Here is a 13,335-nt window from a genome sequence, read left to right as displayed (position 1 = left end):
GTGAAATGACGCCCTTTGAAATCGTTCATGACAACCGCTCTCCTGCCTGACCACGCTCGAAAGTGACCTCATCAAGAAAACTTTGCAACAGAGCCAGGAAAAGCGCATCCGCCTGACCCGCCCCATGCCGCAACACGCCGTGCAGCCAATCGGCCAAGCTGTCTTGCCCCGTCACATCCCCGTTCTGCACCGCCCATTCCAACCCATGGCTATAGGCGAAGGCCCCCACCGGGTAGGAGGGCGACAGCATCTGCACCAAGGTCAGAAGCGCGTCGGCCGGTAGGGTGTCAGCCATGCGCATGGTCGTGCGGGTGGTCGTGATTGTGAACGGCGTGGTGAACATGGCCATGGTCATGCCCATGGGTGCGTCCATGGCCATAGGCCCCGCCTTCGGGGCGGAAGGGGCCGGTGATCTCTCGCGTGGTGGCGCCGATCTGGCCGAGCATCTTGGCGATCACATGGTCGCGCTGAATCACCAGCAGGTCGGCGTCGATCTGGCAGGGGGTATGGCGGTTGCCGATATGCCACGCGATGCGCGGCAGGTCGGGGCCGGTCACCTCCAGCAGGGCTTCGTCGGCGGCCACTACTTCGATGAGACGCCCGTCGGCCAGCACGAAAGCATCGCCGTGGTCGAGCGAGGTGGTCTGTGCAAGATCGACCAGAAACGCCAGCCCGTCCGCCGTGGTCAGCACCTTGCGGCGCAGAAAACGCCCGTCATAGGTCAGCTCGACCCGATCACTGGCATCGGACCACGCTCCGGCGCGGCGCATCTCTTGGCAAAGAATTGGGGTCATCTCGGTCTCTTCAAAACAGGAAATAGCGCTGCGCCATGGGCAGCACGGAGGCGGGTTCACAGGTCAGCAATTCACCATCCGCGCGCACCTCATAGGTCTCGGGGTTGACCTCAACCTCGGGCAGCGCGTCGTTCAACTTCAGGTCGCGCTTGCCGATCTCACGGGTGTTGCGCACCGCAAGCGTCTGTTTGGCAAGGCCGAGGCTGCCGCCCACCCCCGCGGCCTCTGCCGCCTCGCTGACAAAGACCACGGCGGAATTCTCGACCGCCCGGCCATAAGCGCCGAACATGGGCCGCGAATAGACCGGCTGCGGTGTGGGGATCGAGGCGTTGGGGTCACCCATCTGCGCGCAGACGATGCTGCCGCCGAGCAAGACCATCTCGGGCTTCACCCCGAAAAAGGCGGGGTTCCACAGCACCAGATCGGCACGCTTGCCCTCTTCGATGCTGCCGATATGGGTCGAGATGCCATGCGCGATGGCGGGGTTAATGGTGTATTTCGCGATGTAGCGGCGCACACGGAAATTGTCGTTGTCGCCCGTCTCTTCGGGCAGCCGTCCGCGCTGCTTTTTCATCTTGTCAGCGGTTTGCCATGTGCGGATCAAGACCTCTCCGACCCGGCCCATGGCCTGGCTGTCGGAGGCGATGATCGAAAAAGCCCCCATGTCATGCAGGATGTCTTCGGCGGCGATGGTCTCTCGCCGGATGCGGCTTTCGGCAAAGGCCACATCCTCGGGGATCGACTTATCAAGGTGGTGACAGACCATGAGCATATCCAGATGCTCTTCCAACGTGTTGACCGTGAAGGGCCGCGTGGGGTTGGTGGAGGAGGGCAGCACATGCTCTTCGCCGCAAATCTTGATGATATCCGGCGCATGGCCCCCGCCCGCGCCTTCGGTGTGGAAGGCGTGGATCGTGCGGCCTTTCATGGCCTTCACGGTATGTTCGACAAAGCCGCTTTCGTTCAGCGTGTCGGTGTGGATCATCACCTGCACATCCATCGCATCGGCCACGCCAAGGCAGCAGTCAATCGCGGCGGGGGTGGTGCCCCAATCTTCATGCAGTTTCAGCGCACAGGCGCCTGCGTTGATCTGCTCTTCCAGCGCGGCGGGCTGGCTGGCGTTGCCCTTGCCCGCGAAGGCGAGGTTCATCGGGAAGGCGTCGGCGGCCTGCATCATGCGCCCGATATGCCAGCCGCCCGGCGTGCAGGTGGTGGCCAATGTGCCATGCGCAGGGCCTGTCCCGCCGCCGAGCATGGTGGTCAGCCCCGAATGCAGGGCGTCTTCGATCTGCTGCGGGCAGATGAAATGGATATGGCTGTCAAAGCCCCCGGCGGTAAGGATGCGCCCCTCGCCCGCGATCACCTCGGTGCCCGGCCCGATGATGATATTGACCCCCGGCTGCGTGTCGGGGTTGCCTGCCTTGCCGATCTTGGCGATGCGCCCGTCTTTCAGCCCGACATCGGCCTTGTAGATGCCGGTATGGTCAACGATCAGCGCATTGGTGATGACCGTGTCCACGGCGCCGCCCGCGCGGGTGACCTGCGACTGGCCCATGCCGTCGCGGATCACCTTGCCGCCGCCGAATTTAACCTCTTCGCCATAGGCCCGGCCCTCGCCGGTGGTCAGGTCACGCTCGACTTCGATGATAAGGTCCGTATCGGCCAGCCGCACCCGGTCGCCCACCGTGGGGCCGAACATGGCGGCATAGTCACCGCGTTTGATCTGTGCAGGCATCAGAGGTCTCCCATCACCGCGCTGTTAAAGCCAAAGACCCGCCGCGCCCCGCCGATCGGGATGAGCGCGACCTCGCGCCGTTGGCCGGGCTCGAAACGCACCGCAGTCCCCGCCGCGATGTCCAGGCGCAGGCCCCGCGCGGCGGCGCGGTCGAACTCAAGCGCCGGGTTGCTCTCGGCAAAATGGTAGTGGCTGCCGACCTGCACCGGGCGGTCGCCGGTATTGGCGACCATCAGCGTGATCGCCGTGCTGTCGGCATTGAGGGTCAGCAGGCCCTCCGCCGGAATGATCTCTCCCGGGATCATGCTTTGGCGGTCTTCAGACGCCGCAGGACGAGGATCCCCCCCGACAGCGCAAAGGCCGCGGCGGCGATCAGGTAGACGGCGAGCGATCCGTCACCCTCTCCGCCGTGGCTGTGGGGGAGCGGCGCGCTATGGGCGAAGGCCGCCATGGCGAGCGACATAAGCGGTAGGGCAAGAAGGGGGGCAAAACGCGGCATGGGATATCCTATCTGATGGGGTTGTGCACGGTGACCAATTTGGTCCCGTCGGGGAAAGTGGCTTCGACCTGCACCTCGGGGATCATCTCGGCCACCCCCTCCATACAGTCGTCGCGGGTGATGACATGGGCACCCGCCTGCATCATATCGGCCACGCTGCGGCCATCCCGCGCGCCTTCGACCACGGTGTCGGTGATCAGGGCGATGGCCTCCGGGTGGTTCAGCTTGACCCCCCGCGCAAGGCGCTTGCGGGCGACCTCGGCAGCCATGGAGATCAGCAGTTTGTCTTTTTCTCGCGGGGTCAGTTGCACGTCAGGTCATCCATGATCGGGGAAGGGTGTCACCGCTCAGCGCGCCCAAAATCGGGACGAGCGATTGGCGAAGGTCGAAACTATCTGCGGCGAGGATCCGGGCGACCAGCAGGTCAGGGCCGATCAGGCTGGCCCCGGCGCTGTCGGGCAATTGGGCGCGGAGCCGGGGCAGGCGCGCTTCGGCATCGGGGGCCACATAGATCAGCGTGGCAAGGGCACCGGCCTCGGCCGCGATGTGCGGCGCCGCCAGATGCGCGGTGACATCGCCGCTGAGCGTCATCGCGTCGTGAAAAAGCGGCTGGCCCGCGCGGTTGACCTCGATCCGGTCGCGGAAATAGGCATGACGCAGGGTTTCGCCCATAGCGGCGCGGCCAAAGACCAGCGGCTCCACCAGCAGGAGAGAGGCGTCTTGCGCCAGATCGACCGTCAGATGCCGCCGCAGGGCGCATCCGTCGTAAAGAATGGTCTCTTGCGGCAGCCAATGCAGCGTCGCGCCGGAGTCGACGGTGAGGGTGTTGCGCAGCGCCGCGACTTGCCCCGGTTGCGCGCGATAGGCGCGTTCGGCGGCCTGCGTGGTGAGGCTGAGCGCCGCTTGCGCTTCGGCGCGGGCGGTCAGGGCAAAACTATCGCCGCCGGTGATGCCGCCTGCGGAATTGATGACGATCGCTTGCAACAGCGCGGGATCGGGGCGGGGGAAGAGCAGCTTCATCGCGCCCGACTGGCGCAATTCACCGATTGTCGACCCGCCCCGCGCAGCCTTGGCAGAGACCATCGCAGCACCAATAGCGCGCGGCTGCACCGGGGTCGCTTGGGGGCTGTTTATGCTGCTGTCGATGAGAATGAGGAACGCTCCGCCCGGTAAAGTCTGATGATTTTTTAATCACCATAGAGATGGGGGAGAGTCATCGCCGAGGCGGTTCGGAGCCGCCTGCGCGGCGGGTTTGCCTGAAAAATGGGCAGCAAATCGGGAGGCTGTCCGAAACTTGGGCATTCCGCGCATGGGGCGGCGGCCCCGGGGAGGGAGGGCCGCCGCTGTCGTCAAATCCCGATCACGGGCGCAGCATGACCTTGCCGCCACGGCCCGTGGTCAGCGCGGATTTCATCGCCTCGGTCACCTCGGCCAGCGGGTAGATGCCGCCGGTGTCGAGGGGCAGTTGGCCTTTCGCGGCCAGTTGCACCAATTCGCCAATCAGGCGGCCCCGCGTCTCTGCCGCCATCTCGCCGCTCACGCGCGAGCCCCAGAAGCCTTTGACGGTGATGTGCTTCATGATCAATTCGCCCGAAGACATGGTGAGCGGCTGGCCCGTCGCCGTGCCGAAGACGATCAACTCACCGTCCTTGCCCAGCAGTTCGACCAGTTGGCCGCCCAACTCGCCACCGACGGAATCGATGGCCGAGACCGCGCCCTCTTTACCGATCAACTCACGCGCTTTGCTCTGCCAATCCGCATCTTCGGTGGAGAGGACATGTTCGGCGCCGGTGTCGCGCATCTCTTCGGCGGCGCCTTCGCGGCGGACGAGGTTCAGCAATTTGACACCGCGCGCCTTGGCCAGACCGACCATGATCTTGCCGACTGCGCCATTGGCGGCGGTTTGGATCAGCCAATCGCCTTCGCCGACTTTCAGGGTTTCCAACAGGGACAGGGCGCTGAAGGGCATGGCGATCAACTGCGCGCCCGCTTCGTCCGAGATCGCCTCGGGCAGGGGCAGCAGGCCCGCGGCAGGGGCGGTGAAATACTCGGCCCATGCGCCGTGGAAGCCAGCGGCGGTGACGCGTTTGCCGATCAGCGCCTCATCAACACCTTCGCCCACGGCTTCGACAATGCCAAGCGCTTCAGAGCCGCCGATGGCGCCGGGCAGGTCGGGCTTGTAGCCATAGTTGCCGCGCACGGTCCAAAGGTCGTGGTTGTGGATGGGCGAGAGCACCATGCGCAGCAGCGCTTCGCCTGCGGCGGGCGCGGGCTTGTCGGTTTCGCGGGTGGTCAGAACCTCGGCGGGCTCGCCGAATGTGTCGTGGATGGCAGCGAACATGCTGTTTCCTTTCAGGTTGGGAATTGGCCCCCGGTGGGGGAGAGTTGGGCAGAGGTTTCCGCGCGCGCCATGCGCAGGGGCGCATCGCTGCGTGCCAGTTTGGCCAGCACCGCAGCGCCGAGCCATTTCGCATAGAGCATGCGGGCTGTGGTCTCGGGGTTTTCGAGCACCCGGACGGTCCCATCCTCTGCGCCTTGGCGCAGCAATTGGGCAATCCGGGCGACCAAAGCATCGACACCCTGATCGAGCGTTTCGCGCATCGTTTCCGACAGGTCGGCGACTTCGGATCCGAGTTTCACCACCAAACAGGCGCTGGCGATCCCCGGGGCGCTGGATTGGCTGAGCCATGCATCCCAGAAACTGTCGAGCTTGTCGCCCGCCGTTCCCGGAGCCGCGATCAGCGCATCGACACGGTCGAGATAGGCCTCGACGTAATCTGCCAGCATCGCGGTGCCAAAGGCCTCTTTCGACGCGAAATAATAGTAGAACGAGCCCTTGGGCACGCCGCTTTCGCTCAGAATGCGCGACAGGCCAACGCCAGAGAACCCGTGCCGCAGCACGAGGCTGCGCCCTATGTCCAAGATGCGTTGCCGCGTCTGATCTGATTTCTTTGCCTCTGTCATACCGGGGCATCTAAGGAATAATAGACCGGTCGTCTAGTGCGCTCGCGCGAATGTGAGGCGGGCAAGTTGAACGAGGCGCCAAACCAGAAAATAGCGGAAAAAACCTATTCTTGCGCGATCATATATATTAGATTCCACACAACGGCCCGCAGGGCGATGACAGGGATGGAATGGTAAGATGGATCAAAAGATTGCTCTAATCACGGGGGCCGGAAGCGGGGTGGGCCTTGCCTGTGCGCAGCGTTTGGCGAAGGACGGTTTCATCCTCGTGCTCACGGGGCGGCAGCAGGATAAGATCGACGCGGCCTGCGCGACGCTCGACGGGCAGGGGCATATCGCCGTGGCGGCAGATGTGGGCGTCGAGGCGGAGGTCGACGCGCTTTTCGAGCGGGTGGAGACGACCTTTGGGCGGCTGGATCTGCTGTTCAACAATGCTGGGCGCAATGGCTCGGCGGTTGAGGTAGACGCGCTCAGCGTGGCGGAGTGGAACGACATCGTCGCGACCAATCTGACCGGGTCATTCCTCTGCGCCCGCGCGGCTTTTGCCCTGATGAAACGGCAGAGCCCCAAGGGCGGGCGGATCATCAACAACGGCTCGATCAGCGCCCATGTGCCGCGCCCTCTGTCGGTGCCCTATACGGCGACGAAACACGCGATCACCGGGTTGACCCGCGCGCTGTCGCTCGACGGGCGGGCGCATGACATCGCCTGCGGGCAGATCGACATCGGCAATGCGGCCAGCGAGATGACCGAGCGGATGAAGGAGGGCATTCTGCAACCAAATGGCAGCCGCATGTCCGAGCCGCGCATGGATGTGAACGATGTGGCCGAAACGCTGTCCTACATGGCGAAGCTGTCGCTCGACTCCAACGCCATGTTCGTCACCGTGATGGCCACCAAAATGCCCTTCGCGGGGCGCGGTTAAGTGGTCAAAGCACCTTGCCCGGGTTCATCAAATGGCCCGGGTCGAGGGTGGCCTTGATCTGCGCCATCAACTCCAGCGCGACCGGGTCTTTATACCGGCGCAGCTCGGCGCGTTTAAAGGTGCCGATGCCATGTTCCGCCGAGAAAGAGCCGCCCATCTGGTGCACGATATCATGCACGATCCGGTTGAAGGCCCCGTATTCGGCAAGGAACGCCGCATCCGCCATATCCACCGGGCGCGAGAGATTGAAATGCAGGTTGCCGTCGCCGAAATGGCCAAAGGGGCAGGGGCGCAGCCCGGGCATGTGATCCATACAGGCTTGGGTCGCCTCGCGGATAAAATCTGCCACGCGCGATACCGGGACCGAAACGTCATGTTTGATCGACGCGCCTTCGGGTTTCTGCGCCTCTGACAGGTTCTCTCGCAGCGCCCAAAGCGCGTCTTTCTGCGCCTCCGAGGCGCCGATCACGGCGTCGATGATCTCCTCCGCCTCGAAAGCCGCTTCCAATGCGGTTTCCAGCCGGGCGTCGAGGTCTGTCTGCGCGCCATTGCCGGTAAGTTCGATCAGGCAATAGGCGGGATGCGCCTCGGCCATCGGATCGCTACAGCCGGGCGCGTGGTCGATCACCATTTGCAGGCCCAGCCGGTCGATATACTCGAATGTTGAAAGCGTGTCGGCGGTCTGGCCGCGCATCCGCGCATAGAGCGCGAGCGCCGGATCGGGGCCGGTGCAGGCCACCAGCGCGGTGGCCCGGGCGGTGGGTTTGGGAAAGAGTTTGATCACCGCCGCCGTGATGATGCCAAGGGTGCCTTCGGCGCCGATGAACAGGTGTTTGAGGTCAAAGCCGGTGTTGTTTTTCCGCAGGCCGTTCAGGTCATTCAGCACCCGGCCATCGGGCAGCACCGCTTCGATCCCCAGCACGAGGTCGCGGGTATTGCCATAGCGCAGCACCGCCGTGCCGCCCGCGTTGGTCGAAAGATTGCCGCCGATCTGGCAAGACCCTTCAGAGGCGAGCGAGAGCGGGAAGAGCGCGTCGACCTCATCCGCCGCCGCTTGGATATTGGCAAGGATGCAACCCGCCTCGACCGTCATCGTGGCATTGGTCGGATCGACCGCGCGGATACGGTTCAGCCGGTCGGTCGTGAGGATAATGCCGCCATCGGGCACGCCGCCGCCTGCAAGGCCGGTGTTGCCGCCCTGCGGTGTGACCGGCACCTGCGCTGCGTGGCACAGGCGCATGCAGGCGGCGACCTCTTCGGTTGAGCCGGGGCGGATCAGCGCCAGCGCCGTGCCGCGCCGCAGCCCGCGGTCTTCAATCAGCCGCGCGTCGAAATCCTTGGCGTCAGTCACCACATGGGCTGGGCCAATGGCATCGCGCAGCGCATCGAGCAAGGCGGCGTGGTCTTGCGCGTCCGTATCATCTGCGCGGCGCGGCGCGGTCAGGGTCGTCATCTGGGTCATCCTTCAGCGCTGGTCGGCGTCGACTTTTTTCTGAGCCGCGGCGCGCAGCTTGCTGATCGTCGTGCGGGTCGAGATCTGCTCGGGGTCGGTCACCAGTTCGATCAGGGCGGGACGGCCACTCTCGCGGGCGCGCGCGAAGGCGGCGGCGAAATCCTCGGTTTTGGTCACCCGTTCGGCATGTGCGCCCAGACCTTCGGCCATCTTTACGAAGTCTTGGTTCTGCAAGGTGGTGCCCGAGATACGCTCCGGGTGGTCGCGTTCCTGATGCATGCGGATGGTGCCGTAGATGCCGTTGTTGAACAGCAGCACGATGGGCCGCCCGCCATACTGCGCGGCGGTGGCGAGTTCATTGCCGCTCATCATAAAGCCACCGTCGCCGACGAAGGAGAGCGTCAGCCGTTCAGGGTCTGCAATCGACGCGGCCACGGCAGCAGGCACGGAATAGCCCATCGCGCCACAGGTGGAGCCGACGATCCGGCCCGGACGGCCAAAGCGCAGGAACCGCTGCGCCCAGCCGGTGTGGTTGCCCGCGTCGAGCGTGACCACCACATCATCGGGCAGCTCATCGCGCAGTTGCGCAAGGGCCACCCCCATGTCGAGTTCCCATTCCCCGCCATTGGGTGCTTCGGTATCGGTGAGGTAATCGGCGTGCAGCTTGTCGCACCAATCGCCCCATGCCTCTGCCCGGCCCAGATCGACGCCGTCCAAGGCAGCGGCCACAGCGACGGGCGCCGCCGCGATGCCCAAATCCGGCGAATAGACACGGCCGATTTCATCCGCCTCGGGGTAGAGATGCACCAGCCGGGTCTCGGGGTTGGGCGATTGCATGGTGGTGTAGGTCTTGGTCGTCATCTCGCCCAAACGCGCGCCGATCACCACGAGCAAATCCGCTTCGCGTTGATGCGCATAGAGGCTGGGCGCGGTGGAGGTGCCGAAATCGCCTGCATAGACCGGCGAGAGGTTGTTCACGATGTCCTGCCGCCGGAAAGAGGTGGTGACGGGGATCTTGTTGGCCTCGGCAAAGCGGGTGATGGCCGCCGCACTCTCATCCGACCAGCCGGAGCCGCCGAGCAGCAGCAGGGGCCGTTCGGCCTGCGCGATCTCGGTCTTGAGCATATCGAGGCTATCGGGCGATAGCCCCGCATGGGTGGCCGTATAGGGCCGCGCATCGGCCACGGAAGCCACCTCGGTCAGCATGTCTTCGGGCAGGGAGATCACCACCGGGCCGGGGCGGCCCGAGGTCGCCACGCGGAAGGCGCGGGCCATATATTCCGGCACCCGCGCCGGGTCGTCGATCTGGGTGGCCCATTTGGCGATGGGGCCGAACATGGCGCGGTAGTCGACTTCCTGAAAGGCTTCGCGGTCGGTGGTGTCGCGGGCGATCTGGCCAACGAGCAGGATCATCGGCGTGCTGTCTTGCTGCGCGATATGCACCCCGATGGCCGCGTGGCAGGCGCCGGGGCCGCGGGTGACCATGCAGATGCCGGGCTTGCCGGTGAGCTTGCCATAGGTCTCGGCCATATTCGCGGCCCCGGCTTCGTGCCGCGCGTTGATCAGGTTGAAACGGTCCTGCACGTCATGCAGCGCGTCCAGCACCTCAAGGTAGCTTTCGCCGGGCACGCAATAGGCGGTGTCGGCGCCGTGGATCAAAAGCTGATCCACAAGGACCTGTCCGCCGGTCCGCGCCTTGAGGGTTGTTTTTTGCAGCATGGAGAAGGCTCCGTTTCGTTCGTTCTGAGATTTAAGTATGTGTGGCCGCTTGGCTTTTCGGGCTGGGGTTCCTGGCCTTCTGGAAGGCCAGGATAACGCCCGCGATGACCAGCCCCGAGGCGGTGAGCCGCAGATCGGGATAGATCAGCAAGAGCGACGCCCCGAAAAGCACCACCGACAGCACATTCGACAGTTGGCCAAAGTAGTAGCGTTGCAGGGCGGCGGCCAGCAGGATGACGCCAATGGTGGCCTGCAACAGGACCAAGGTGATCTGGGTGGCCGAACCCTGCATCAGGATCGCCGGTTCATAGACGAACATGAAGGGCACGATAAAGCCGGTGGCCCCGAGTTTCACCGCGGCCCAGCTCGCCTCGACGATCTTGGCGTGCGACAGGGTGTTGGCCGCATAGACCGCCATGGCGACGGGGGGTGTGATGGCCGACAGGATGGCGAAGTAGAACACGAAGAGATGCGCCGCTTCGACCTGCACGCCCAGTTTCACCAGTGCCGGCACCAGCAGGGCGACCTGCACGATATAGGCCGGTGTGGTCGGCATCCCCATGCCAAGGATGATGCCCGCGATCATCGACAGGAAGAGCGCGATGACCAGCGTGTCTTGGGCCGCTTCGATCACGAAGTTCGAGAAGGTCAGGCCAAGGCCGGTGATGTCGATCACGCCAACAACGATGCCCGCACAGGCACAGGCTGCGGCAATCGCCAGCACGTTGCGCGCGCCGCCTTCGAGCGCTTCGAGGATGTTGTCGACGGTGACGTAATGCCGTGTCGTCTTGCGCAGCGCCGCCACGGGCACGACCGAGACGATACCGCAAAGCGCCGCATAGGGGGCCGAATAGCCCAGCATCAGCACGCCCACGATGATCGCCAGCGGCAGGAACAGGTGGCCCCGCTCGACAAGGACGGTTTTCAGCGGCACTTGATCCTCTTTGGGGACCGACCCGATGCCCTTGCGCTTGGCCTCGAAATGGACCGCGGCGAAAAGGGCCACATAGAACAGGATTGCGGGCGCCAGCGCGTATTTCGCAACCGTGAGGTATCCGACGCCGAGGTATTCGGCCATGACAAAGGCCGCAGCCCCCATGACGGGCGGCATGATCTGCCCCCCGGTCGAGGCCACGGCTTCGACGGCGCCGGAGAAGGCGGGTTTGAACCCCATGCGTTTCATCAGCGGGATAGAGAAGGTGCCGGTCGTCATCACATTGGCCACGGCAGAGCCGGACACCGACCCGAAGAGGCCCGAGGTCACACAGGCCACCTTGGCCGGACCACCGACCTGACGCCCGGTAAGCGCCACGGCGAAATCCATGAAGAGCTGGCCCACGCCCATCCGCTCGACCAAGGAACCGAATAGGATGAAAAGCACCATATAGGTCGCGGAAACCGCGATCGGGATGCCGAAGATGCCTTCGGGCGTCATGAACAACTGCTCAAGGATCACCGAGGGCAGGGTCGAGGTGAAGGCGAGGCCGTAGCCGAGAAACAGCAGCGCCGTGATCGGCAGCATCGGCCCCAGCATCCGGCGCGTGGCCTCAAGCAACAGGACGACCAGCGTGATCCCCACCACGATGTCCATCGGCATCAGCGGATCGACGTAGAGAAAGCGCTGCGTGATGTAGTTGAGGTTAAAGGATGGATAGAGCGCCGCGCCCAAGGCGACCAACCCGAGCACCACGTCATACCAACGCGGCACATCGTTGCGCAGCCCCTTGCGGTTGACGGTCAGGAAGATCAGCAAAAGCGCCAGAGCGACGTGCACGCCGCGCATGATATAGGGGTTGGGCGGGCCGACGAAGGCGACATAGAGATGCCAAGCAGCCATGCCGATCAGGATCAGCCTTGCTATGCGGGTAATCAGGGGCATCTTGTCCAGAAAGATCGACAGTTGCATGGGGGTTCTCGCGTCTAGAGTGGAAGGCGGCCCTTATGCGGCGGCGCATGCGATGCGCGGGCGGTGGGGCCTATGGGGATGTGGGTCGGGCGGAGCGCTTGGCCCCGGCCGACCCGTTTCTCGTCAGGGGGGAATTACATCCCCGAGACGCCACGCTCTGCGTAGAACTCTTTCGCGGCGGGGTGGAAGGGCACGCCGATGTCGGTGGCCATTTCCTCAACCGTCAGGTTCGCCATGGATTTGCTGATCGCGGCGAAGCTGTCGTTGTTGTCGGCAATCGCGGCGAGCACGGATTTGACGATCTCACCGTCATAGTCGCAGGGCGCGACCATATGGGTGTCGTAGCTGATCGCATGCACGGTCTCATCGAAACCGGGGTAGGCGCCTGCCTTGACTTCGCGGCGCTGGAAGGCGGCGTTCTTGTCTTTGAAGTACTGGAAGGTCTCTTCATCCACGTCGATCAGGCGGATCTTGCGGGAGGACGCCAGATCCATGACCGAACCTGTCGGCAGCGACGACCCCAGCGTGAAGAAATCGGCCTGACCGTCTTTCATCTGCGAGGCGGAGTCGGAATAGGAAGTGTTGGCGACGCTGTCGAGGTCATCAAAGGTCATGTCGGCGGTCGACAAAAGCTCGCGTGTCAGGAATTCGCCGGTGTTGCCAAGCTGCTGCGTGGTCAGCCGTTTGCCCTTCATGTCGGCGATGGTCTTGATGCCCGAATCCTCAAGCGCGACGATCTGGAAGTACTGCGGATAAAGAATGCCAAGGTTGCAGACATTGGTCGTCGCTTTGCGGAACGGCTCTTTGCCCGACAGGCTATCCACGGTCGAGATCGAGTTGGCGAAGGCGATGCCAAAGCGGCCCGCGTCTACACCAACCACATTCGACACACCCGCACCCGGCGTGACGGTGATGTCCATATCGGGGTTCTCACGCTCCACAATCGCCTTGATCGCGCCGCCCACGGGATACCACGACCCGCCCTGCTGGCCGGTCGCCATGACAAAGCTCTGCGCATGGGCGGCGGCGCCTGCGACGGCGAAAAGGATGGTGGCCGCTGTGGTGCGGCGGATCGATTTGAAGAACGGTGACATAGAAACTCCTCCCGAGTTTTGACTGTGTGTCGGCAGCTACTGGATGGGTTCCGGGCTCCCCCCTGACATCCTGTTGCCGTGATCCGCAGACTGCGGGGGAATCTCTAGCCTGTCAATTAAAAATACAAATTTATGGGGATTTCATCTTACTTGTAATGTTGTATTCTGGTTGTAATGCTGGGAATGACCCTACCTTCTGATTATTGACAGCTTGTCATACAGGTGGTCCAATCGGCGAAAGGAAGT

14 protein-coding genes are annotated in these 13,335 nt (G+C 63.8%); 1 reads left to right on the top strand and 13 read right to left on the bottom strand.

The window, feature by feature from the left end; all coding sequences use genetic code 11:
- Positions 1 to 25: 25 nt before the first annotated feature.
- From BUB53_RS21130 to BUB53_RS21090, 9 genes are all read right to left on the bottom strand, one after another.
- Positions 26 to 295 (bottom strand): urease accessory protein UreF, encoded by a 270-nt coding sequence (locus tag BUB53_RS21130; RefSeq protein ID WP_308424346.1) that lies wholly within the window; start codon positions 293 to 295, stop codon positions 26 to 28.
- Positions 288 to 794 (bottom strand): urease accessory protein UreE, encoded by a 507-nt coding sequence (gene ureE, locus BUB53_RS21125; protein ID WP_084729404.1) that lies wholly within the window; start codon positions 792 to 794, stop codon positions 288 to 290. The genes BUB53_RS21130 and ureE overlap by 8 nt, the downstream gene beginning before the upstream one ends.
- A 10-nt stretch (positions 795 to 804) precedes the next feature.
- Positions 805 to 2,529: an urease subunit alpha gene (gene ureC, locus BUB53_RS21120; RefSeq protein ID WP_073037939.1), complete on the bottom strand. Its 1,725-nt coding sequence runs from the start codon at positions 2,527 to 2,529 to the stop codon at positions 805 to 807.
- Positions 2,529 to 2,834, bottom strand: a complete 306-nt coding sequence (locus BUB53_RS21115; RefSeq protein WP_067263695.1) for an urease subunit beta — start codon at positions 2,832 to 2,834, stop codon at positions 2,529 to 2,531. The genes ureC and BUB53_RS21115 overlap by 1 nt, the downstream gene beginning before the upstream one ends.
- Entirely contained in the window at positions 2,831 to 3,028 is a 198-nt protein-coding gene (locus BUB53_RS21110; RefSeq protein ID WP_073037937.1) for a hypothetical protein, read from the bottom strand. The genes BUB53_RS21115 and BUB53_RS21110 overlap by 4 nt, the downstream gene beginning before the upstream one ends.
- Before the next feature lie 8 nt (positions 3,029 to 3,036).
- Positions 3,037 to 3,339, bottom strand: a complete 303-nt coding sequence (locus BUB53_RS21105; protein ID WP_067263701.1) for an urease subunit gamma — start codon at positions 3,337 to 3,339, stop codon at positions 3,037 to 3,039.
- A 1-nt stretch (position 3,340) separates the two neighbouring features.
- On the bottom strand, positions 3,341 to 4,111 hold the full coding sequence (locus BUB53_RS21100; protein WP_073037935.1) for an urease accessory protein UreD: 771 nt from the start codon (positions 4,109 to 4,111) through the stop codon (positions 3,341 to 3,343).
- 277 nt (positions 4,112 to 4,388) lie between these two features.
- Positions 4,389 to 5,369 (bottom strand): zinc-binding dehydrogenase, encoded by a 981-nt coding sequence (locus tag BUB53_RS21095; RefSeq protein WP_073037932.1) that lies wholly within the window; start codon positions 5,367 to 5,369, stop codon positions 4,389 to 4,391.
- A gap of 11 nt (positions 5,370 to 5,380) precedes the next feature.
- Positions 5,381 to 5,992 carry a TetR/AcrR family transcriptional regulator gene (locus BUB53_RS21090; RefSeq protein WP_073037930.1) on the bottom strand — a complete coding sequence of 204 codons (612 nt, stop codon included), beginning with the start codon at positions 5,990 to 5,992 and terminating at the stop codon, positions 5,381 to 5,383.
- A gap of 178 nt (positions 5,993 to 6,170) precedes the next feature.
- On the opposite strand from BUB53_RS21090, the gene BUB53_RS21085 reads away from it, so the two are divergent.
- The gene (locus tag BUB53_RS21085; protein WP_073037927.1) at positions 6,171 to 6,917 is read left to right on the top strand and encodes an SDR family oxidoreductase; all 747 of its coding nucleotides are present in this window, start codon (positions 6,171 to 6,173) and stop codon (positions 6,915 to 6,917) included.
- Between the two features lie 4 nt (positions 6,918 to 6,921).
- On the opposite strand, the gene BUB53_RS21080 is transcribed toward BUB53_RS21085, so the two are convergent.
- The 4 genes from BUB53_RS21080 to BUB53_RS21065 form a co-directional block, all read right to left on the bottom strand.
- Complete coding sequence (locus BUB53_RS21080) at positions 6,922 to 8,370, bottom strand: FAD-binding oxidoreductase (protein WP_073037925.1); 1,449 nt, start codon at positions 8,368 to 8,370, stop codon at positions 6,922 to 6,924.
- A 12-nt stretch (positions 8,371 to 8,382) separates the two neighbouring features.
- On the bottom strand, positions 8,383 to 10,089 hold the full coding sequence (locus BUB53_RS21075; protein WP_073037923.1) for a thiamine pyrophosphate-binding protein: 1,707 nt from the start codon (positions 10,087 to 10,089) through the stop codon (positions 8,383 to 8,385).
- A 31-nt stretch (positions 10,090 to 10,120) separates the two neighbouring features.
- On the bottom strand, positions 10,121 to 11,995 hold the full coding sequence (locus BUB53_RS21070) for a TRAP transporter permease (protein WP_073037921.1): 1,875 nt from the start codon (positions 11,993 to 11,995) through the stop codon (positions 10,121 to 10,123).
- 134 nt (positions 11,996 to 12,129) lie between these two features.
- Positions 12,130 to 13,089, bottom strand: coding sequence for a TAXI family TRAP transporter solute-binding subunit (locus BUB53_RS21065; RefSeq protein ID WP_067263721.1), 960 nt, complete (start codon positions 13,087 to 13,089; stop codon positions 12,130 to 12,132).
- Positions 13,090 to 13,335 lie beyond the last annotated feature (246 nt).

The sequence above is a fragment of the Roseovarius pacificus genome (assembly GCF_900142665.1).
GTDB lineage: Bacteria > Pseudomonadota > Alphaproteobacteria > Rhodobacterales > Rhodobacteraceae > Roseovarius > Roseovarius pacificus.
This window is presented reverse-complemented; position numbering and strand designations above follow the sequence as displayed.